This window comes from Acidovorax facilis (genome assembly GCF_050626955.1).
Classification (GTDB): Bacteria; Pseudomonadota; Gammaproteobacteria; order Burkholderiales; family Burkholderiaceae_C; genus Acidovorax; species Acidovorax facilis.
This window is the reverse complement of the sequence record NZ_CP192460.1, coordinates 1,542,108-1,563,518: the sequence shown is the minus strand read 5'-3', so window position 1 is coordinate 1,563,518 and position 21,411 is coordinate 1,542,108. Positions and strand designations below refer to the sequence as shown.

The 21,411-nt window shown below is 66.0% G+C and carries 20 protein-coding genes; 9 read left to right on the top strand and 11 right to left on the bottom strand.

Features of this window, described 5'->3' with window-relative positions:
- Window positions 1–26: 26 nt before the first annotated feature.
- The 6 genes from ACQ4MJ_RS07060 (at window position 27) to ACQ4MJ_RS07035 (ending at window position 5,890) form a co-directional block, all read left to right on the top strand.
- Window positions 27–992 (top strand): 5'-methylthioadenosine/S-adenosylhomocysteine nucleosidase, encoded by a 966-nt coding sequence (locus ACQ4MJ_RS07060; RefSeq protein ID WP_228895730.1) that lies wholly within the window; start codon window positions 27–29, stop codon window positions 990–992.
- Window positions 993–2,549 carry an ABC transporter ATP-binding protein gene (locus tag ACQ4MJ_RS07055; RefSeq protein WP_431149431.1) on the top strand — a complete coding sequence of 519 codons (1,557 nt, stop codon included), beginning with the start codon at window positions 993–995 and terminating at the stop codon, window positions 2,547–2,549.
- Window positions 2,550–2,568: 19 nt separating this feature from the next.
- Window positions 2,569–3,630 carry an ABC transporter permease gene (locus ACQ4MJ_RS07050; RefSeq protein WP_431149433.1) on the top strand — a complete coding sequence of 354 codons (1,062 nt, stop codon included), beginning with the start codon at window positions 2,569–2,571 and terminating at the stop codon, window positions 3,628–3,630.
- Window positions 3,631–3,744: 114 nt separating this feature from the next.
- Window positions 3,745–4,668 carry an ABC transporter permease gene (locus tag ACQ4MJ_RS07045; protein WP_055396734.1) on the top strand — a complete coding sequence of 308 codons (924 nt, stop codon included), beginning with the start codon at window positions 3,745–3,747 and terminating at the stop codon, window positions 4,666–4,668.
- A complete protein-coding gene (locus ACQ4MJ_RS07040) occupies window positions 4,665–5,138 on the top strand; it encodes a hypothetical protein (protein ID WP_431149434.1) in 474 nt (157 codons plus the stop codon). The genes ACQ4MJ_RS07045 and ACQ4MJ_RS07040 overlap by 4 nt, the downstream gene beginning before the upstream one ends.
- A gap of 14 nt (window positions 5,139–5,152) precedes the next feature.
- Window positions 5,153–5,890: a helix-turn-helix domain-containing protein gene (locus ACQ4MJ_RS07035; RefSeq protein ID WP_431149436.1), complete on the top strand. Its 738-nt coding sequence runs from the start codon at window positions 5,153–5,155 to the stop codon at window positions 5,888–5,890.
- 64 nt (window positions 5,891–5,954) lie between these two features.
- Here the strand turns inward: ACQ4MJ_RS07035 and ACQ4MJ_RS07030 are convergent, their stop codons facing one another.
- Complete coding sequence (locus tag ACQ4MJ_RS07030) at window positions 5,955–6,347, bottom strand: VOC family protein (protein WP_431149437.1); 393 nt, start codon at window positions 6,345–6,347, stop codon at window positions 5,955–5,957.
- A 125-nt stretch (window positions 6,348–6,472) separates the two neighbouring features.
- Between ACQ4MJ_RS07030 and ACQ4MJ_RS07025 the strand changes: the two genes are divergently transcribed.
- Window positions 6,473–7,747, top strand: a complete 1,275-nt coding sequence (locus tag ACQ4MJ_RS07025; RefSeq protein ID WP_431149439.1) for an amidohydrolase family protein — start codon at window positions 6,473–6,475, stop codon at window positions 7,745–7,747.
- Between the two features lie 58 nt (window positions 7,748–7,805).
- On the opposite strand, the gene ACQ4MJ_RS07020 is transcribed toward ACQ4MJ_RS07025, so the two are convergent.
- Genes ACQ4MJ_RS07020 through ACQ4MJ_RS07010 form a run of 3 tightly spaced genes read right to left on the bottom strand, consistent with a single transcriptional unit; the run spans window position 7,806 to window position 12,776 of the window.
- A complete protein-coding gene (locus ACQ4MJ_RS07020; RefSeq protein WP_431149440.1) occupies window positions 7,806–8,939 on the bottom strand; it encodes an ABC transporter permease in 1,134 nt (377 codons plus the stop codon).
- A 1-nt stretch (window position 8,940) separates the two neighbouring features.
- Window positions 8,941–11,712, bottom strand: coding sequence for a ribosome-associated ATPase/putative transporter RbbA (gene rbbA, locus ACQ4MJ_RS07015; protein ID WP_431149442.1), 2,772 nt, complete (start codon window positions 11,710–11,712; stop codon window positions 8,941–8,943).
- The gene (locus ACQ4MJ_RS07010) at window positions 11,709–12,776 is read right to left on the bottom strand and encodes an HlyD family secretion protein (RefSeq protein WP_431149444.1); all 1,068 of its coding nucleotides are present in this window, start codon (window positions 12,774–12,776) and stop codon (window positions 11,709–11,711) included. The genes rbbA and ACQ4MJ_RS07010 overlap by 4 nt, the downstream gene beginning before the upstream one ends.
- Before the next feature lie 154 nt (window positions 12,777–12,930).
- On the opposite strand from ACQ4MJ_RS07010, the gene ACQ4MJ_RS07005 reads away from it, so the two are divergent.
- On the top strand, window positions 12,931–13,587 hold the full coding sequence (locus tag ACQ4MJ_RS07005; RefSeq protein ID WP_431149445.1) for a hypothetical protein: 657 nt from the start codon (window positions 12,931–12,933) through the stop codon (window positions 13,585–13,587).
- Window positions 13,588–13,726: 139 nt separating this feature from the next.
- Here ACQ4MJ_RS07005 and ACQ4MJ_RS07000 read toward each other — a convergent pair whose 3' ends face one another.
- The 7 genes from ACQ4MJ_RS07000 to ACQ4MJ_RS06970 all read right to left on the bottom strand — a co-directional run bounded on the left by ACQ4MJ_RS07000 (window position 13,727) and on the right by ACQ4MJ_RS06970 (window position 19,856).
- A complete protein-coding gene (locus tag ACQ4MJ_RS07000) occupies window positions 13,727–14,356 on the bottom strand; it encodes a DUF1569 domain-containing protein (RefSeq protein WP_426304189.1) in 630 nt (209 codons plus the stop codon).
- Between the two features lie 115 nt (window positions 14,357–14,471).
- Window positions 14,472–15,671, bottom strand: a complete 1,200-nt coding sequence (locus ACQ4MJ_RS06995; protein ID WP_431149446.1) for a GGDEF domain-containing protein — start codon at window positions 15,669–15,671, stop codon at window positions 14,472–14,474.
- Between the two features lie 324 nt (window positions 15,672–15,995).
- Window positions 15,996–17,279, bottom strand: a complete 1,284-nt coding sequence (locus ACQ4MJ_RS06990; RefSeq protein ID WP_431149447.1) for a hypothetical protein — start codon at window positions 17,277–17,279, stop codon at window positions 15,996–15,998.
- Window positions 17,280–17,436: 157 nt separating this feature from the next.
- Entirely contained in the window at window positions 17,437–18,201 is a 765-nt protein-coding gene (locus ACQ4MJ_RS06985; protein ID WP_121420331.1) for a hypothetical protein, read from the bottom strand.
- A gap of 5 nt (window positions 18,202–18,206) precedes the next feature.
- Window positions 18,207–18,785 carry a hypothetical protein gene (locus tag ACQ4MJ_RS06980; protein ID WP_121420332.1) on the bottom strand — a complete coding sequence of 193 codons (579 nt, stop codon included), beginning with the start codon at window positions 18,783–18,785 and terminating at the stop codon, window positions 18,207–18,209.
- Window positions 18,782–19,075 (bottom strand): J domain-containing protein, encoded by a 294-nt coding sequence (locus ACQ4MJ_RS06975; RefSeq protein ID WP_055396708.1) that lies wholly within the window; start codon window positions 19,073–19,075, stop codon window positions 18,782–18,784. Before ACQ4MJ_RS06975 ends, ACQ4MJ_RS06980 begins: the two co-directional genes overlap by 4 nt.
- 67 nt (window positions 19,076–19,142) lie before the next feature.
- Complete coding sequence (locus ACQ4MJ_RS06970; RefSeq protein ID WP_431153103.1) at window positions 19,143–19,856, bottom strand: YebC/PmpR family DNA-binding transcriptional regulator; 714 nt, start codon at window positions 19,854–19,856, stop codon at window positions 19,143–19,145.
- Window positions 19,857–20,088: 232 nt separating this feature from the next.
- Here ACQ4MJ_RS06970 and ACQ4MJ_RS06965 point away from each other — a divergent pair, with 232 nt between their 5' ends.
- A complete protein-coding gene (locus ACQ4MJ_RS06965; RefSeq protein WP_431149450.1) occupies window positions 20,089–21,318 on the top strand; it encodes a nucleoside recognition domain-containing protein in 1,230 nt (409 codons plus the stop codon).
- Window positions 21,319–21,411: the final 93 nt, after the last annotated feature.

The window sequence follows — 21,411 nt, the reverse complement described above, 5'->3', positions numbered from 1 at the left end:
TTTTTCTTTGACGAGGCACCACACCCATGCAATCCCTCTCCGCCGCCAAGCCCTCCCTGATCTCCCGGTGCACACGCCTGCTGGGCGCCCTCACCCTCGCCGCCGTGGTGGCAGGCTGTGCCGCCACCGCGCCCGGCAAGACGGCTGTGCGGCTGGACGACACGCCCCGCATCGCCGTCATCTCCGCCTTTTCCCCTGAGCTGACCGTACTGCTGCCCCAGGTGCAGCGGCCCGCCAAACACAGCATCAACGGCGTGGAGTTCACCACCGGCACGCTCGAAGGCAAACCCGTGGTGGTCTTCCTCTCAGGCATCAGCATGACCAACGCGGCCATGAACACCCAGCTGGTGCTGGACCGCTTCAACGTGAGTCATGTGGTCTTCAGCGGCATCGCGGGCGGCGTCAACCCCAGCCTGCACATTGGCGACGTCACGGTGCCCGCGCAGTGGGGCCAGTACATGGAGTGGCTGATGGCGCGTGAAGACAAACCTGGCCAGTACAGCGCCCCCGCCTGGATGAAAAGCGAGCTGACGATGCCCGCCTTCGGCATGATGCACCCGCGCCCCGTGGAAGTGCGCTCGGCCGCCCAGCCCAAGCTCTCCAAAAAATTCTGGTTTGAAGCCGACCCCAAGATGCTGGCCACCGCCCGCAGCCTGCAAAACGTAGGTCTGGAACATTGCGTAGCCGCCAACTGCCTGAAGCAGCGCCCGCAACTGGTGGTGGGCGGCAACGGCGTGTCGGGCCAGGCCTTTGTGGACAACAAGGCCTTCCGCGAGTACGCCTTCAAGACCTTCGAGGCCAACGTGCTCGACATGGAAACCGCCGCCACCGCCATGGTCGCACACAGCAATGGCGTGCCCTACATCGCCTTCCGCTCGCTGAGCGACCTGGCCGGTGGTGGCGAGGGTGAGAACGAAATGGGCACCTTCATGGGCCTGGCGGCGGCCAATTCTGCCAAGGTGCTGCGCGCGTTTCTGGCGGCCTGGAAGTAGATGGACTCCACCACAGCGCCCGTCCTGCGCCTGTCGGGCATCACCAAACGCTTCGGCAAGCTCGTCGCCAACGACAGCATCAGCCTGGCCCTCGCACGTGGCGAGGTACTGGCCCTGCTGGGCGAAAACGGCGCGGGCAAGTCCACGCTGATGTCCATCCTCTTCGGGCACTACGTGGCCGACGAAGGCAGCATCGAAGTCTTCGGCCAGCCCCTGCCGCCCGGCCAACCGCGTGCGGCGCTGGCGGCGGGCATTGGCATGGTGCACCAGCACTTCACGCTGGCCGACAACCTCACGGTGCTGGACAACGTGCTGCTGGGTAGCGAGCCGCTGTGGCAGCCCTTCTCGCGCCGCAGCGAAGCGCGGGCCAAGCTGCTGGCCGTTTCGCAGCAGTTTGGCCTGCCAGTGAGCCCCGATGCGAAGGTCGGCAGTCTCTCGGTAGGCGAGCGCCAGCGGGTCGAAATTTTGAAAGCGCTCTACCGGGGCGCCCGCATCCTGATCCTGGATGAACCCACTGCCGTGCTCACCCCGCAGGAGAGCGAGGCACTGTTCGACACCCTCGCTCAGATGGTGGCGCAAGGCCTGTCCATCATCTTCATCAGCCACAAGCTGGGCGAGGTGCTGCGCGTATCGCACCGCGTGGCCGTGCTGCGCCAGGGCAAACTGGTGGCCGAGGCGCCTGCACAGGGCACAACGCAGGGGCGGCTCGCGCAGTGGATGGTGGGCCATGCGATAGAGGCGGCCGAGCGCCGCCCAGCACAGCATGTAGGCGAGCCTGTCTGCACCCTGAGCAACGTCAGCACTGCCCCCACGGGGCGCGATCGATTGAACCATGTGTCCCTCACGCTCCGCGCGGGCGAGATCGTGGCAATTGCAGGCGTCAGCGGCAACGGCCAGGTGGCGCTGGCCGATGTGCTGTGTGGCGTGCGTGCGGCCTCCTCCGGCGCGGTCACCCTGCGCGGCGCCCCTCTGCAAGCCCGGCCCGCTTGGCTGGTCAGCCAAGGCGTGGCCCGCATCCCCGAAGACCGCCACGCCGTGGGTGTGGTCGGCGATTTGCCGGTGTGGGAGAACGCGGTTTCCGAACGCCTGCGCAGCCACTGGTTTTCGCACCCGTGGTTCCGCGCCTTCTGGGTCAAGCGCGGCGCTGCACGACAGCATGCCGAGCGGGTGGCCAAGACTTTTGACGTACGCGGCGGCGGGCCGGATGCGCCTGCGCGGTCGCTGTCGGGCGGCAACATGCAAAAGCTCATCCTAGGCCGGGCGCTGATGCCGCCACAGAATGGCGCGGGCAACACCGCGCCCGCCCCCCAGCTCATCGTGGCCCACCAGCCCACCTGGGGGCTGGACATTGGCGCGGTGATGTTTGTGCAGCAGCAGCTCATCAACGCTCGCGACAGTGGCGCTGCGGTATTGCTGATCTCCGACGACCTGGACGAAGTGCTGGCGCTGGGCGACCGCGTGGCAGTGATGCACGACGGGCACTTGAGCGAGGCCCGGCCCGCAGAAGACTGGACGCGCGAAGCCATCGGCCTTGCCATGGCCGGTGCGACCCACTGAGCGACAACAAGAAAAATCCATGAGACTCGAAAAACGCAACCACACCTCCCCCGCCGCCTATGTGCTGGCACCGGTGGGCGCCGTGGTGTTCACATTGATCGTCAGCGCCCTGCTGGTGCTGTGGGCCGGTGCGCCCGTGGGCCAGACTTATGCATTGCTGCTGCAAGGCGCGTTCGGCTCAGTGTTCGCGCTGACCGAAACCCTCACCCGCGCCACGCCGCTGATCCTGACCGGGCTGGCAGCCGCCGTGGCCTTCCGCGCCCGGCTGTTCAATATTGGGGCTGAGGGTCAGCTCTATGCAGGCGCGCTGGCCGCCGTGGCCGTGGGCGGCATGCACGGCGGCACGGGACTGGAGTGGTCGCCCTACCTGCTCTTCCCGCTCATGATGCTGGCGGCTGCGCTGGCCGGGGCCGCGCTGCTGCTGGGCCCGGCGCTGATGAAGGCGCGGCTGGGGGTGGACGAGGTCGTCACCACGCTGCTGCTCAACTTCATCATGCTGCTGCTGGTGTCGGCCCTGCTGGATGGGCCGATGAAAGACCCGCTTTCCATGGGCTGGCCGCAGAGTGTGGCGCTGCAGGGCGACCTGGAGCTCTCCAAGCTGGTGCCACAGACGCGGCTGCACACGGGGCTGCTGTGGGCCATCTCTCTGGCCGTGATGCTGTGGGCGCTGCTGGCGCGCACGGTGCCGGGGTTTGACATTCGCGCTGCAGGGGCCAATGCGCGGGCAGCGGCCTTTGCGGGCGTGCCCATCACCCGCACGGTGGTGCTGGGGGCCCTGCTCTCGGGCGGTCTGGCCGGGCTGGCGGGGGCCATCGAGGTGGCGGGCCGCACCAGCTATGTGACGCTGGACATGTCCCCCGGCTACGGCTACAGCGGCATCGTGATCGCCATGCTGGCGGGGCTCCACCCGCTGGGCGTGATTGCGGCGGGCACCTTTGTGGCGGGCGTGCTGGTGGGGGCTGACAGCATGAGCCGCGCGGTGGGTGTGCCGACCTACATTGCGGATGTGATCGTGGCGACCTCGCTGATCGCAGTGCTGGTGGCGGGGCTGCTCACGCAGTACCGCGTGCGCTGGAAGTGAGGGCGGCATGAACCTTCATTCACACCAAAATTTCAAGAAAAATGGGCCGTTACCGCGCGTCCATCATGCCTTTTTAGCTATCAAAAACAAAGCAAACCATGCCGGAGCAGCCGCATGACCGAACTGCTCGACATCCTCGCCAACCCTGCGTTCTGGATCGCCACACTGCGCGTGGCCACGCCGCTCATCCTGGGCACGCTGGGGGTTTTGCTGTGCGAACGCGCGGGTGTGCTTAACCTGGGCATTGAAGGGATCATGGTGGCCGGGGCCTTTACCGGCTGGCTCACGGTGTATGCAGGCCATGGACTGTGGACCGGGGTGCTGGTGGCGGCGCTCACCGGCGCGGTGTTCGGGCTATTGCACGCCTGGCTCACCGTGGGGCTTGCGCTGTCGCAGCATGTGTCGGGGCTCGGCATCACGCTGCTGGCCACGGCGCTCAGTTACTACGGCTACCGCGTGAGCTTCCCCAAGGTCAACACGCCGCCCACCATCGAACCGTTTGCACCGATGGAGTGGCTGGGCATTCCTATCCTGTCGGCACAAACGCCGCTCACACTGCTGGCCTTGCTCTTGGTGCCTTTGCTGGCCTGGGTGCTGCTGCGCACACCGCTGGGATTGGCCGTGCGCATGGTGGGCGAGAACCCGCAGGCGGCCGAAGGCCAGGGCATCTCGGTGGCGGCCACACGCACGGGCGCCATCGTGGCGGGCTCGGCGTTGATGGGCGTGGCGGGGTCGTTCCTCACGCTGTCGGCGTTCAACGCGTTCTTCTTCAACATGATCAACGGCCGGGGCTGGATCTGCGTGGCGCTGGTGGTGTTTGCGTCGTGGCGGCCCGGCAAGGCGTTGCTGGGTGCGCTGCTGTTTGCGTTTTTTGATGCACTGCAGTTGCGGCTGCAGCAGGCGGGGGATGCATGGCTGCCGTACCAGGTCTATCTGATGCTGCCCTACCTGCTGTCGATCCTGGCGCTGGTGCTGGTGGCGCGCAAGGCGGCGTATCCGCAGGCGCTGATGAAGCCGTATCGCAAGGGAGAGCGATGAAGCTTGTTCCACATACTTTTGTCCGTTGGCTGGCCCCGGCTGTGCTGGCCTGCGCGGGCCAGGCCCACGCACTGGGGATGGAGATGCCGTATGAGTCCTTTGCCACCGCACCCGATGTGGACTGGATTAAGGTCTGTGGCCAGTGGCCCGCGCCCGAGCAGCCCGGAGAAAGCCGCGGCATGTATCGCATCGTGCACGCCACACGCTACGCGCAGTCGTTCTTGTACCTGCAGTGGATCGTGCGCGACGGCACCGACAGTGCCACCGAGGTCCATTCCGAGAGCTTTGCGCAGATCAACAACGACCACGCCTCCCTCACCCTGACCCAGATGAACTGCCAGCCCACGCGCCGAGGCATTCGTTTTACCGCGCGGGCAGAGTCCGGCCATGGAGACCGTGCGTTTCGCATCACCATCGATGCAGGGCACAAGCCAGGCGATGTGCGTTTTCGCACCAACCAAAGGCGTTGAGCCCCCTGCCGACCATGCCCGTCACGCCGCTTCATCCCATCGCACCTGCTGCGCTGCCACCCACGGTACTGGCGCGTTGGCAGTTCGACACCACCGACGCCAACCCCACCACGGTGTTGCCCGATGGCTGCAGCGACCTCATCCTGCATACCAATGCGCGCGGCCAGTCTGCCTGGCATATCTCTGCATTGGCCGATGCCGCAATGGTCGTGCCGGGGCGTGCGGGCGAACAATGGCTGGGCTTTCGCCTTGTACCGGGCACCCGCATTGACACACCAGCCTTGTTGAGGTCTGCACAAGCTATCTGGCAGCAGGCCCAGCACCGCGCAGGGCGGCCCTCCTTCAGCTTTGCCGGTGGTGGCACAACGGCGCCGGAAGCCTTGTTGCTGGAAGCCATCGACCAGCACACCCGCGCGGACCCGCGTGCGCAAGAAGCGCTCCGCTCGCTGGCGCATTGCCGCACCGTGGGCGCGGCGGCGCACAGCCTGGGAGTCTCAGAGCGCAGCCTGGAGCGCCTGACCCAACGTACCACCGGCCAAACGCCCCGCTTCTGGTGCGCCCTGGCCCGCGTGCGCAGAGCAGCACAGGCCTTGGGCACTGTGCAGCCGCTGGCCGAAATTGCGGCGGATCACGGCTTTGCCGACCAGGCGCACTTCAGCCGCGATTGCCTGCGCTGGCTAGGGCAAACACCTGCGTCATTGCGCGGCGCACCGCAACTGCTGGCCACGGTGGCACAGGCGGGCTATGCCTGATTCTTGTATGCACTTGGCGCTGATGACGGGACGACGCTGCCAGCGCCAAAGTGATCCCTATAGTTCAAGCGGTCGGCGGCCCCACAGGCGTGCACAGCTCCACCAGCGCCCCGTTGATATCCGCCACATAGGCCACGGTCTGGCCCCAGGGCATCTGCTCCGGCGCCTGCACCAGGTGCGCACCGGCATCCACCGCGCGCTGCACAGCGGCGGCCACGTCGGCCGTGGTGAACGCGATCTCGAAACTGGGCGCATCGGCCGACGCGGGCTGCGGGTTCTTGCCCAGCTCGGCCATCAGCCGCAGCGACGAGAAGGCCAGTGCGGTGGCTCCGGTGTCCAGCTCGCCAAAGTCGCCTGCCTCGTGCACAAAGCGGCGAGCAAAGCCGAAGGCAGCTTCGTAAAAAGCGATGGTTTTTGGAACGTCTTCGACGTAGAGAATCGTGTAGCCAAATTGCATGAGAACTGCCTTTGTAAGAATGGATGCGCTAAAACGTTGATGCGCAAAGCGAGACCCAGAGCTTAGGCACAGAGCCCGCTCACGTCTTGAAAAAACCCGACACTACGACCTTAACCGCCCACGCCATGCTCGACCTGCTCATCACCCACGCCACCCTGCCCGATGGCCGCCAGAACATGTCCATCGCCGTGCAGGACGGCCGCATTGCCGAAGTGACCGAGGGCCTGCAAGCGCCCGCGCATGAGACGGTAGATGCCGGTGGCCTGCTGGTGAGCCCGCCGTTTGTGGATGCGCATTTCCATATGGATTCGACCCTGAGCTACGGCCAGCCGCGCGTGAACGAGAGTGGCACGCTGCTCGAAGGCATTGCACTGTGGGGCGAGCTCAAGCCGACGCTGACGCACGAGGCCATCGTAGAGCGCGCCCTGCGCTATTGCGACATGGCCGTGGCGCGCGGACTGCTGGCCATTCGCAGCCATGTGGACACGAGCCACCCCAGCCTGCTGCCCGTGCAGGCCCTGCTGGATGTGAAACAGCGCGTGGCGCCCTACCTGGATTTGCAGCTCGTGGCCTTCCCGCAAGACGGCGTGCTGCGCGCGCCGGGCGGGCTCGACAACCTGAAACGGGCTCTGGATATGGGCGTGGACGTGGTGGGCGGCATTCCGCACTTCGAGCGCACCATGGCCCAGGGGGCCGAGAGCGTGAAGATCCTCTGCGAGCTGGCCGCCGACCGCGGCAAGCGCGTGGACATGCACTGCGACGAATCCGACGACCCGCACTCGCGCCATGTCGAAACCCTGGCTTTTGAAACCCAGCGTCTGGGCCTGCACGGCCGGGTGACCGGCTCGCACCTCACCTCCATGCACAGCATGGACAACTACTACGTGAGCAAGCTCATCCCCCTGATGGCCGAGGCCGGTCTGGGCGTGGTGGCCAACCCTCTCATCAACATCACCTTGCAGGGCCGCCACGACACCTACCCCAAGCGCCGGGGCATGACCCGCGTGCCCGAGCTGATGGCTGCGGGTCTCACCGTCGCTTTCGGCCACGACTGCGTGCTGGACCCCTGGTACAGCGGCGGCAGCGCCGACATGCTGGAGGCCGCGCACATGGGCCTGCACGTGGGGCAGATGACCAGCCAGGCCGCAATGCGGCAGTGTTTTGATGCGGTGACGGTAAACCCCGCGCGCCTGCTGGGGCTGGAGGGCTATGGCATCGCCCCCGGCTGCCATGCCGACTTCGTGCTGCTGCACGCACGCACCCCTGTCGAGGCGATTGCGTTGCGGGCCACCCGCCTGGGCGTGTGGCGGCGGGGCCAGCGGCTCGCCAGCAGCCCGGCACCCGTGGCGCAACTGCACCTGCCGGGGCGACCCGGCAGCGTGGATTTCACGTCCAATTAGCGCCTGGCGCTTATCCAACAAGCGCAACATGCTACAAATTCAATAGTATCCCAAGCATCTACGCCATGCGCGCAATCGTCTTGCGAAACCGCGCCAGCGCCAGGCTGAACAGCACCGCCCCAATGCCCAGCAGCCACACAAGCGACGGCCACACCACCGCCCAGCCCGCGCCCCGGTAGAGGATGGCCTGGGCCAGTTCGGTGAAGTGCGTGGTGGGCGCCAGCGCCATCACGTACTGCACCCACAAGGGCATGCTCTCGCGGGGCGTCATGCCGCCGGACAGCATCTCCAGCGGCATCATTACCAGCACCATCAGCAGCCCGAACTGCGGCATGCTGCGCGCCACCGTGGCCATGAAGATGCCCATGGACGTGGTGGCGAACAGATGCAGCGTGGCCCCCAGCAGAAACAGCGGCACCGAGCCCTCGATGGGCACGCCAATCGCCCAGCGGATCACCGCCGTGAGCGACACCCAGGTAGCGACCAGCACCACCAGCGCCATGGCCCAGACCTTGGCCAGCATGATCTCGCCCGGGGTGACAGGCATGACCAGCAGGTGCTCCACCGTGCCATGCTCGCGTTCGCGGATCAGCGCGGCGCCGGTGAGGATGATGGAGAGCATGGTCACGATGTTGATCAACTCCATCAGCGACCCAAACCACGCAGGGTTGAGCGCCGGGTTGAAGCGCGAGCGCACCGTCAGCTCGATGGGTTGCTCGGCCACGGTGCGGTCGCGCTGCACGAACTCCGCCACCTCCAGCTGCACGATCTGCTGCACCGCCCCGTTGGCCGCAAACGCCTGTCCCATGCGCGTGGCGTCGATGTTGAGCTGCACCTGCGGCACCCGGCCCGCCAGCACGTCGCGCTGGAAATGGGCGGGAATATGCAGCACCAGCGTGAAGCGGCCAGCATCCAGCAACGGGTCTACCTCGCGCATGCTGATCATGACGGGGCGTGTGAACTGGGGCGCATAAAACGCCGTGGCGATACGCCGGGACAGCGCCGAGTCGTCCTCGTCCACGACGGCAATGGGCACGTGGTACAGCGTCTCAGGCTGCGCCATGCCCGCCGAGTACACCGCCAGCGTGGTGGTGTAGACGATGAGGAACAGCATGGCCGGGTCACGCCACAGGCTCCACAGCTCCTTGATACCCAGCCTGAAGATGTTGGACCACCGACCTCTCAACGCCATGTCAGGTCTCCTGCTTTTTGAGGAGCGCAATCGCAGCGCCGACGATGACCGGCACCGCCACCAGCATGGGCCAGAACTCGGCCTGGAGGTCTTGCAGGCCCAGCGCCTTGTTGAACACGCCCCGGCTGATGGTGAACATGTGGCTGGCCGGATAGGCCTCTCCGAACCAGCGCGCAAAGCCCGTCATGGACGACACGGGGTTGATGAGCCCCGCAAACTGCACGGCCGGAATGATCGTGCCCACCATGGCAAAGAACATCGCCGCAATCTGGCTGCGCGTGACGGTGGAGGCCAGGAGGCCCATGCCCGTGGAGCACAGGCTGAACACCACGGCGGCCAATGTCAACGTGGCAAAACTTCCGGTCATCGGCACGCCAAACACCGTCACCGCCGCCAGGCACATCAGGCCAAAGTTGAACAGCGCCAGCAGCACATAGGGCAGCTGCTTGCCCAGCATGAATTCGGTGCGTGTGGTCGGCGTGACATACAGGTTGATGATGGAGCCCAGCTCCTTCTCGCGCACCACAGCCAGGGCGGTGAGCATGGCGGGCAGCATCAGCAACAGCAGCGGGATCACGGCAGGCACCATGGACGGCAAGCTGCGCACGTCGGGGTTGTAGCGGTAGCGCGGCTCCACCTCCAGCAGGCCCCGGGGCACCACGCCCGTGCGGCTGCGGCTTTGCTCCACCAGCCATTGCTGGTGCAGGCCCTGGGCGTAGCCGATGACGGTTTCGGCACGCTGCGGCATGGCGCCGTCCACCCAGGCGCCGATCTGCACCGGCTGGCCGCGTGCCACGTCGCGGGCAAAGCCGGGCGGGATCTCCAGCGCCAGCGATATCTCGGCGGAGCGCATGCGCGCATCCAGCTCGGCATAGGTGGCAATCGGCGGCTGCTCGGTGAAGTAGCGCGAGCCCGCCAGGTTCAGCGTATAGGCGCGGCTCAGCGCGGTCTGGTCGCGGTCCAGCACGGCAAAGCGCAGGTTCTCCACGTCCATGCTGATGCCGTAGCCCATCACGAACATCAGGATCAGCGAGCCCAACAGCGCCATGGCGCCCCGCACCGGGTCGCGGCGCAGCTCCAGCGCTTCGCGCCACTGGGTGCTGTGGATGCGGGCCAGGCTTTGGCGCAGGCGGGTGGGCCAGGTGGGAGTATTGGGCGCGGACACCGGCGATAGCGCAGTGGGGCCCGAAGCCGCCACGGACACAGGAGCCTGGGCCGTGCCCGCAGCATCTTCCAGGTAGCCGATGAAGGCTTCTTCCAGCGTGGCGGCGCCGCGCTTAGCGACGATGTCCTGCGGCGCAGCGCTTTCCAGCACGCGCCCCGCGTGCATCAGCGAGATGCGGTCGCAGCGCTCGGCCTCGTTCATGAAGTGGGTGGAGATGAAGATGGTGACCTTGTCGCGCCGCGCCAGCTCCACCATCAGGCGCCAGAAGTTGTCGCGGGCCATCGGGTCCACACCCGATGTGGGCTCGTCCAGGATCAGCAGCTCGGGCTGGTGCACCATGGCCACGGCCAGCGACAGGCGCTGGCGCATGCCCAGCGGCAGCTTCATGGGCAGTGCGCTGCGGGCGGCCTGCAGGTCAAAGCGCTCCAGCATGGCCGACACGCGCCCTGGCACCTCGGCCTCGGGCACGTGGAACAGCCTAGCATGCAGCACCAGGTTCTGCTCCACCGACAGTTCGCTGTACAGCGAGAACGCCTGCGACATGTAGCCCACGCGCCGCCGTGTGGCCATGTCCTTGGGGTCCACCGGCTGGCCAAACAGCCAGGCCTGCCCGTCGCTGGCGGGCAGCAGGCCGGTGAGCATCTTCATGGTGGTGGACTTGCCGCAGCCGTTGCTGCCCAGAAAGCCAAAGATCTCGCCGCGCTGGATGCGAAAGCTCACATGGTCCACCGCCACAAAGTCACCAAAACGCATGGTCAGGTCGCGCGCCTCGATGGCCACGTTGACGGCATCATCCGCCTGCGACCGGTCCAGCGGCGGAATCTGCACCGCCTGGTGGCCCCGGCGCTTGGCCTCGGGCAGCAGTGCCACAAAGGCCTGCTCCAGCGCATCATGCCCGGTGCGGGCCATCAGCTCGGCAGGCGTACCGGTGGCCAGAATGCGCCCTTCGTCCATGGCCACCAGCCATTCAAAGCGCTGCGCCTCTTCCATGTAGGCCGTGGCCACGATCACGCTCATGCCCGGCCGCGCTGCGCGGATGCGGCCGATCAAATCCCAAAACTGCGCGCGCGCCAGCGGGTCCACGCCGGTGGTGGGTTCGTCCAGAATGAGTAGGTCGGGGTCGTGGATGAGTGCGCAGCACAGGGCCAGCTTTTGTTTCATGCCGCCCGAGAGCTTGCCCGCTGGCCGCGCCAGAAACGGATACAGCCCCGTGCTGCGCGTGAGTTCATCAATGCGGCGGCGCCGCTCGGCCGCGTCGTGCCCGAACAGGCGGCCAAAAAACTGCAGGTTCTCTTCCACCGACAGCGTGGGGTACAGGTTCTTGCCCAGGCCCTGGGGCATGTAGGCGATGCGGGGGCACACCCGGCTGCGGTGGCGGCCTTTGGCAATGTCGCCGCCCAGCACCTCCACCGTGCCCTGCTGCACCGCGCGTGCGCCCGCCACCAGCGCCAGCAGGCTGGACTTGCCCACGCCATCCGGCCCGATCAGGCCCACCATGCGGCCCGCGGCCACTTCCAAATCGATGTCTGCGAGCGCCACCGTGCGCCCGTAGCGCTGGCCCACGCCACGCAGGCGGGCCACGGGTGCCGCGCTGCCGGGGAGGTTCACTGGTCGGCCTTGACGGCGAGGTTGGCGGGCCACTCCACCGCAGGGTCCACCCGCAGCCAGGCCAGGCCAGGCAGACCGGTCTTGACCTGCTCCTGGTGGCGCAGCAGCAGCGCCTTGTCGATCTGCGCGCGCACGCGGAACATGAGCTTCTGGCGCTCGCTGGCGGTCTCCACCGTCTTGGGCGTGAACTGCGCGGTGCTGGCCACAAACGACACGGTGGCCGGGATCACAAAGCCCGGCGCGGCATCGAGCACGATGCGCACCTCGCTGCCCAGCGCCACGCGGCCCGCCACGGTCTCGGGCAAGAAGAAGGTCATGTACACGTCGCTCAGGTCCACCAGCTGCAGCACCCGGGCGCCCGCGCCCACCACCTCGCCGGGCTGCACCACGCGAAACTGCACGCGGCCGTCGCGCGGGGCCTTGAGCTCGCTGTCGGCCAGCTCGACATCAATGCGGGCCAGCGTGGCCTCCAGCGCGCGCACGTTGGCTTCAGCACTCGTCACCTGCGTGCGCGACGCGCCAATGCCCGCCTGTGCGGCCTTGGCCTGGGCCTTGGCAGCCGTCACAGCGGCTTGCTGGCTGCGCACCTTGGCGCGGTCATCGTCGAGCAACTGGCTGGAGAAAAAGCCTTCGCGCGCCAGCTGCTCAGAGCGCGGCAGACGGCGGCGGGCAGTGTCGAGGTCACTCTCGCGCTGGGCCACCACGGCCAGCGCGGCCTGGTAGTCGCTTTCGCGCTGGGCCACCTGCACCTGGGCGCTGCTGATGGCCAGCTGCGCCTGCTGCAGCCGGGCCACGGCCTCTTCGCGCTGGGCCTGCAGGCCGTCGATCTGCATCCGGGCCAGGGGCTGTCCCGCTTTTACAAAGTCGCCCTCGGCCACCAGCACCTCCAGCACCCGGCCCGCCAGCTTGGTGGCCACGGCGATCTCGGTGGCCTCGATGCGGCCGTTGCCGCTCACAAAACCGGGGCCTGGCCCCTGTGCCTGCCAGGGCGCCCAGCGCAGCAGCAGCCATCCCCCCAGCAGCACCACGGCCAGGGCCGCGGCGATCTTCCATTGCTTGCTCATGGTCCATCCTTGTGGGCACATGGGCCCATCGGGGGATGGTAGCTTTGCACTTCACGTTACCCCAAGCTGCAGCACGCCCTCTCTTGACCTGCATCAATCGTCACCCCAACATCCGGCCTGCACCGGCCGCGCGTGGCTCTCAAAACCGAAACCCATGACCGCCTTCACCCACCCGCCCCTTTCCGACACCCTGGCCTGGTTGCTGGGCCGTCCTGTCAGCGCCGAAGACGGACTGCCGGAAGATGAACTCGCTGCCGCAAGCCATCGCCTGGGGTGCCAGGTGCCCCCTGCCCTGCACGCTTACTACGCCGCCGTGGGCGGGCGTGCCGATTTGATGGCCGGTTTTCAGCGGTTTACGCCGCTGCAGAATTTGGAGTGCCTGGGCGACAAGCTGCTGTTTCTGGAAGAAAACCAGGCCGTGTGCTGGTGGGCCACCGATGCGCAGCAGCGGGTATGGCAAACCACCGACCTGGACGCCCCCGACTGGCACGAGGAAGACCTGGGCCTGGATGCGTTTTTGCACACCATCGCCTACTACCAGATGGCCCAGGGTGGCTACCCGTTCTGCGGCATGCGCGCGTGCCATGGGTTCTCAACGCAGGGGGACCTGGCAGCGCTGCTGCACGCCATGCAGGCGCAGGCCGTGGTGGATGTAGCGGGGCTGCGCATCTTCACAGTGGGGCCGCAGGCGCTGGTGTGGTACCTGCATGCCGAGGGGGCGCTTGCAGAGCCGGGCCTGTTCCTGAGCGCCCTGGACGCCGATCACTTTGAGGCGCTGTGCGCCCAGTGGGACTTTGACGATCTGGGCTGATCTGACAATCAGAAAATGTTAAGAAAAATGGCTCCAGCGCTTATTGAACAAGCGCCAATAGCTATATTATTTGTAGCAAACAATCTCAGTCAGGGTTGAATTCCGCAGCCCACGCCGCACGGTTGTACCAGCCCTCCGCTCAGCCCCGCACATCAAACGCCGACAGGTGATTGGCCAGGTGCATGGCGTGCGCCTGCTCGTACTGCGCGCGGCTCAACGCCCCGTAGGCAAAGTGCGGCTGCAGCGGCCCGGCATGGGCGGCAAAGTCCTGCACGGCCTTGCGCAGCCGGGCCAGGGCCGCTGACGCGTCGGGCGTGGACGCATCCAGCGCGGGCGCGCCGGGAATGGGTTCTGCCAGGTTGTGGCTCATTCGGCCGCGCAGGGCAAACACGTTGAAAGCCGCTGCACCCAGCGTGTTCTGGAACAGCGCCGACTTGGGGGCCGGAAAACCCTGCAGCGAGAACTCGATGCTCTGTGCGCAGTGCTCCAGCGTCTGCGACCAGCTCCAGGCCGTGGCGGGTAAGAGCGGCTCGACCGCCGCGCTCGCAAGGCGTTCTACCTCTTGCATGGCGCCCGCCAGGGTGCCAAAGACGAGTTGCCGATCGTTTCCGGGCCGGTAAAGCAGGTACCCAGCACCAGAGACCGCCACCACACCCAGGGTGGCCAACCCCGTACCCGATCGGAGGAACGCCCTGCGCGGTGCAGCGGGTGGGGTGGGCGACACATCGAACGGGGCGCCCGGATTGCTGCCGTGGGGATTGATTGCCATGGGATGGTGGTCAGGTTGTTGTGGGCCGAAGGGGTGCCCACCATTTTGCCGCCAGCAAATGCTGCAGCGGCGCAGCGAAGGTCGGGCAGCCGACACAGGCGGTGCGTACGGCGACTCAAGCAGCAGTCGCTGCTGGCGCCACCGGAGTGCCCACGATTTTTTCAGACACTTCCACGCGGTTGCGGCCGCGCTCCTTGGCCAGGTACATGGCCTCGTCGGCGCGCTGCAGCGCAGCGCCCGCCGCGTCGCCGTGGGCACACAGGGTGACGCCCACACTCACGGTCAGCGGAATGGACTGCGGGCCCGTGGCCACTGGCTGGGCTTCGACCAGCGCGCGCAGGCGTTCAGCCACGGCCAGGGCGCCAGCGGTGCTCGCGTTGGGCAGGAAGATGGCGAACTCTTCGCCCCCCAGGCGCCCCATCACGTCTTCCTTGCGGAGGCAACGGTGGGCCAGCATCACAAAATGGCGCAGCACATCGTCACCCGCCCGGTGACCCCAGGTGTCGTTGATGTTCTTGAAGTGGTCCAGGTCCATCACCAGCACGGGCACAGCCGTCCCGGTGCGCTGGGCGGCACTGATGGCCTTGTCCAGCAGCGTGAGAAACGCGCGACGGTTGAACACGTTGGTCAGCGGGTCCATCTCGGCCAGGTGCCGCAGCTCGCTGGTGATGAACTCGTTGGCCAGCATCAGCGCACCAAACCCCAGCAACACCACGGCCACAATGGCCTCCAGCAGAACAAACTGCGATACCAGCGTCACCAGTCCTGCGTCTGGCAAGCCGCCGGGCGCAGCGGGAGCGAGCTTGAACAGTGCCGGACGCAGCAACAAAAACAGGCCATGCAGACCCGCCACCAACGCAAACAGGTAGCGCGCGGGCACGCGGCGCACACCACCATCGGCCATCGTGCGCGCCGTGAGCAAAAAGCAGATGCCCGCACCCAGCCCCACAAAAACAAACCGCATGCCCAGATGGGGCTGCACCACGGTGAAATACACCGACGCGACCATCAGGGCCCCGATACCCAGGACCGCATACCAATGAGAAAACGGGCGTCGCCCCATGTACATGCGGCTGGCCATCAGGCACAGGTAGGCTGCCAGCGACACCGAACCTTGCGAGATCACCACCGCCACCACCTCGGGAAACCAGTCCCGCACCAGCAGACTCACGCTGAACACCGACCCCAGCAGGAACGACACCATCCACAGGCGCAGGCCGGGGATGTTCCGGTTGAACGACCACACGGCATACAACACCGTGGTGACGAGCGCAGTCAGAAGCGCTGCAATGATGAGGAGTGTGGGGCTGTGCACTTTGAGGGCGGGCTGGCGGGCGGCTGGAATGTTAACCGGACCGCCGCCGGGCACCGCGCTGCGCGGCACCTTTCCTTGACCTGTGTAAAGGTGCCGCCTGGTGCAAATGGGATAAATTGGGCGGATGACGGCGCCAAGCCGGCAGCGTGCCGTTCGCGGCTAGGAGGCTGCGCGGAAGAAGGCATCGAAGCGAGACGTGCGAAAACCGAGGATCGCGTGGTGCTACCGACAAGCCCAGGGTGGGCCCCGGGGCGCAGGAGGTGGTACCGCGCGAGACCGGTTTATCGCGCGTTGCAGCCGATGTTCCTTCTGCCGCGCAGCCTCCTAGCCCACCACATTGCATTCCCGGCGCAGCAGGGCCAGGGCATCGTGCATCTGGTAGTCCATGTCGCTGAGCAAGGTTTTTTCTGCGTCCTGCACAAAGCTGGTCCACAGCGCGATGTAGTCCTGCTGGTGCACACCGGGCGCGTGGGTGCGGATGAACTCGGTGGCCAACGCGGGCTGCAGGCCGGATTTGCGCAGCTTGCGCACCAGGCTGGCGGCGGTCTTTTCGGTCAGCAGGGTTTTCTTGGGCACACCCGCAGCCAGGCACAGGAACAGCGTGAGCAGCGAATGCTCGTCATCGTTGCCCTGGGTGGTTTTTGTCCAGGTCTTGCTGGCGGGCAGCGGGGGTTCCTCGCCCTCCTCCAGCGCATCCAGGCTGCGGTGGAAGTTGTCCACCTCGGCCAGCGGGTCGTCCAGCAGAAAGTAGCGCGCGCGGAAAGCGCCGGTGGGGCGCAGCAGCGTACGCACCAGTGTGGCGGAATCCAGCAGCCTGGGCAGGTCGGCCAGCACACTGGCACAGTGCGCCAACACCACCTCGCGCAGTTCAGCAGGCAAACCGGGGGGCAGGCGCAGCTGTGAAGGCGGCGCCAGCTTCTTCTTGCGCTGTGCCATCAGCATTTTTTCGAACGCGACGGTGTTCGGCCATTCGCCCAGGTCGATGGACCTGGGCGCCAGGGCCAGCATGAGCAGGCCGGTGCGGATGACGGCTTCAGCATCGGCACCCGCAGCTTCGAGCTCGTCCGGGTCCAGGTCGAACTGCTCGGCCAGCCACTGGGCGGCATGGATGGCCTGCGCAATCTGCGTGCGGCGCGCCAGCTCGGCCCGGTAGTCAGCATGGCTGCGCAGTGACCACACGGCCAGTAGCGGGGTCTCGGCATCGGCATAGCCCGCCATGCCAAAGTTGCTGCTCTCGGGCATGCCAATCAGGCGCTTGAGCATGTCTGAGCCGCCCTTGGAGCGCGACAGCAACGAATGGTCGCGCAGCGAGATGGCGGCCTGGTGCAGGTCGCCCTCAGTGGTATCGAGCAGGTACAGGCTGATGAGGTTGACCATGCGGTCACGCGCCTTCTCCAGCTCGGGCCGCAAAAACTCGCTGCCAAAGTAGCGGGCAATCTGCACCATGCCCTTGGGCGCATCGGCATTGATGGCGGCCAGCTTGTCGGCACCAATCACGCCATGCTGGACGCCATAGGCCAGCGCCTTTTCAAAGAAAGGACGGGCGTCGTGGAGCTGCAGCGTGTTGGCCCACGCAGCCTGGGTAGAGGACTGTTCGTCGATGGTCATTTAGTGGGCCATTCCCGCAGCCGTTGAAACTGGCGCTGCGAAGGCCAGCGCCCCCGCGCAAGGGCCGCCCCGCCGCGCTGGGGGCGTCCCCCTCCCGCGTTGCGCAGCAATGCGAGAGAGGGGTGAAGGCGCGACGCGACTCAGGGGGTGCTTCATCTCAAATCGCCGATTCCTCATCCGACGTACGTGCGGCGGGCGTGGCCTTGCCGCGATCCGTCTCGCTGGTCTCGAATTTGCCGTCGTCTTCCTCGGCGGGCGATTCGTCGCCCTCTTCCAGGCCCAGGTCAAAGGCACGTGCCTTGGCGCGCAGCACCAGCAAGGTTTCGATGAACAGGTCGCGGCACTCGTAGCGCAGCAGCCAGGCCATCTGCATCCAGTCGCGGTCGGCCACCTCGTCCAGATCGATGCGCGGCTGCACGTAGCCCGAGGCGAGCAACTCGTCGTCGGTCAGCGTGGGGCCATAGTCTTCCACCGCGTCAAACGTGCCGGTGCGGGCAAAGGCTTCGATGCGGCTCCACTTTTCGGCAAAGTAGTTGGCCAAGGCCTCGGCGCCACCGTCCAGGTCGCCAATGGCAGTAAGAAACTCCACCGGGTCGGCATCGTCGCGGAAGATGACCGCGTTGACCATGCTGCGCAGGTGCGTGTGGGTGAGGTCCTTGTACTGCTTTTCAAGCACCATGGCGCGCGCGAACTGCTCAGGCGTCACCAGCATGTTGACCACAGAGGCCTTGGACTCGTCGTACTCGCGCATCACGGCCAGAATGTCCTTGGGGGCCAGCTGGTCCAGCACCACCATCAAGGCGTTGTCGCCCTCGGCATCCGCCAGCTCCGACAAGGCCGATTCGGCGCCCACGATGTCGCCAGCCGCGATCAGGCTAGTGGTCTTGGTGATAAGGGCGAGGTGTTGGTTGTTGCTGCTCATGGTCGTCACTCCTTGCGGTCAAAACCCGCGTCGGCCAGCCAGTTGGAGCTGGCCTCTTCGCGGCTGCGGCTGTTTTGTGGGTCCGCAGCGTCATCGGCGCTCAGTGCGTTGTAGTCGTCATCATGCTCTGCGGCGTCTTCACCGTCATCGGCGTCGCTGTCACCCTCGGCCGACGAGGCCGCATGGTGCGCCAGGCGGGCGTGCTGCTGCAGGTATTCCAGCCCTGCAGCCACAGCCATGAAGCGGGCGCCCTGCGGTTCGCGCAGCACGGTTTGCGCCAGGCTGCTGGCCCAGGGCTCCAGCGCGATGGCAGGCGAGAGGCTGTGCCAGTCGGGCAGTTCGTCCACCGGCAGGCTCAGCAGGTGTTCCACCACAGCCGGCTTGGTGAAGCGAAAACCCTGGTGGAACACCACGGCCACCATTTCGGGGGCCAACTCCATCATCTGGACCAGAAAGGCAATCTCGTTGCGCTTTTCGGCCAGCCGCTTGCGCAGCACATCCTTGCCTTCGGAGTCGGAAACCAGGTCGTCCAGCTCGGCCTGGTAGGCAGAGCGCAGGTCATAAAAATAAGGGGAAAGTTTCACGGAGTGGTCGTTGTCAAAATGCGCGTGGAATAGGCTTGCCAGATCTCTTGGGCGGTGTGCAGCGGGTCGTCCAGCAGGTTGCGGCGGCGGTTGTCGTCGTAGGCCTGGCGGGCGGTGTCGTCCGACAGCACTTCATAGGCTTTTTGCACAGCCTGAAAGCGCTGGGCAGCGTCGGGGGCGTCGTTGCGGTCCGGATGGTAGAACGACGCCTTCTGGCGAAAGGCTTTCTTGATGTCGGCCAGCGATGCGTTGGCCGCAAGCCCGAGGGCGGCGTAGTGGTCTGCGGTCATGGATGATTCAATGGAGCGGGGGCGGGATGAAACTGGCACCGGCCACCAGGCCAGCGGGCCACCACCATCAGCCGCCCAGGCTCACAAACACGTTCTGCACGTCGTCGTTGGAATCGATGGCGGCCAGGAAGTTCTCCACCTCTTCGAGCTGTTCGGCGGTCAGGTTGGCGGGGTTTACCGGGTTTTTGGGCTTGTAGCCCAGCTTGACCGACAGCACATTGAAGCCGTGGGCGGGCAGCGCACGGCTCACCAGATCGAGGTCGGTGGGGTCGGTCCAGAAGGTGGTGGTGCCTTCTTCGTCGCCTGCTTCAAAATCTTGTGCACCGGCTTCGATGGCGGCCAGTTCGGGGTCGGCGTCGGAGTTGGCGGGCTCGGCCTCGATCATGCCGACATGGTTGAAGTCCCAGGCCACCGAGCCCGAGGTGCCCAGCTGGCCCTTGCGGAACAGCACGCGCATTTCGGGCGCGGTGCGGTTGACGTTGTCGGTCAGGCATTCGACCATCACGGCGACCTGGTGGGGCGCAAAGCCTTCGTAAATCACGCGCTCGTAGTTCACTGCATCAGCACCGGTGCCCGAGCCCTTTTTGATGGCACGCTCCAGCGTATCTTTGGGCATCGAGGCCTTGCGGGCCTGCTCTACCACCAGGCGCAGGCGCGCATTGCTGGCCGGGTCGGCACCGCCGCGCGCGGCCACGGTGATTTCCTTTACCAGCTTGCCAAACAGCTTGCCCTTGGCGTCGGCCACCTGTGCCTTGCCTTTTGCTTTCCACTGCGCGCCCATGGTGATGTCTTTCTTGGAGTTGTGGCGCGCCAGGGCGCCTGTCGATGTGATGGAGGCCCATTCGAGCACCAAAAGCCCGAAATAAGCCCCTGTGCAGGTTGGAACCGAACCCTATAGGGTACCACCGAGCCACCCGTTGCCTTGCCGCCACGCCCAAGCCAGCGCCCAGCCTGGGGGCAGGTAACCTCACCACCATGCAGGCCCTTCGCTTCCCCGTCATTCAGGACCACTGATGCTCAACACCTTGTGGCTGGGCTTTTTTCTGACCGCTGCCGTGGCCGCACTGGCCCAGTGGCTGGTGGGCGGCAATGCCGAGATCTTTTCGTCGATGGTGCAGGCCCTGTTCCAGATGGCCAAGCTGTCGGTCGAGGTGATGGTGCTGCTGTTTGGCACGCTCACGCTGTGGCTGGGTTTCTTGCGCATTGCCGAAAAGGCGGGCATTGTGGACGCCCTGGCGCGCTGGCTGGCACCGCTGTTTGCCAAGCTCATGCCCGAGGTGCCGCGCGGCCACCCCTCGCTGGGGCTGATCACGATGAACTTTGCCGCCAACGCCCTGGGGCTGGACAACGCGGCCACCCCCATGGGCCTGAAGGCGATGAAAGCCCTGCAGGAGCTGAACCCCGAGCCCGACACCGCCACCAACGCGCAGATCCTGTTCCTGGTGCTCAACGCCTCTTCGCTCACGCTGCTGCCGGTGACGATCTTCATGTACCGCATGCAGCAGGGAGCGCCCGACCCGACGCTGGTTTTTTTGCCCATTCTGCTGGCTACATCAGCGTCCACGCTGGTGGGCCTGCTTAGCGTGGCGGTGGTGCAGCGCCTGCCGCTGTGGAGCCCCGTGGTGCTGGCCTATCTGCTGCCCGTCGCACTGGTTCTGAGCGGCTTCATGGCGCTGCTGGCCACCTTGAGCGCCCCCGCGCTGGCCCAGTTGTCGTCCTTGCTGGGCAACCTCACGCTGTTTGCGCTGATCGTCCTGTTCGTGGGCATCGGCGCGTGGCGCAAGGTGCCCGTGTACGAAGCTTTCATCGAGGGCGCGCGCGAAGGTTTTGACGTGGCCAAGGGCCTGCTGCCCTATCTGGTGGCGATGCTGTGTGCCGTGGGGGTGTTCCGTGCATCGGGTGCGCTGGGCTATGTGCTCGATGGCATCCGCTGGTGCGTGCAGGTGCTGGGTGCAGACACCCGGTTTGTGGACGCTCTGCCCACTGCGCTGGTCAAGCCGTTTTCAGGCAGCGCTGCGCGCGCCATGCTGATCGAGACCATGCAGACGCAAGGGGTAGACAGCTTTGCGGCGCTGGCTGCAGCCACCATTCAGGGCAGTACCGAGACCACCTTTTATGTACTGGCCGTGTACTTTGGGGCGGTGGGCATTCAGCGTGCGCGGCACGCGGTGGGCTGCGCGCTGTTGGCCGAACTGGCGGGGGTGGTGGCGGCCGTTGTAGTGTGCTATCGGTTTTTTGGTTAAAGTTATTGAAGGAAAATGGCCCTATCGCCTATCTATCAATCGCTAGTAGCTATAAATTAAATAGCAACTTGCTCCTACCCAATTCCTTCTTAC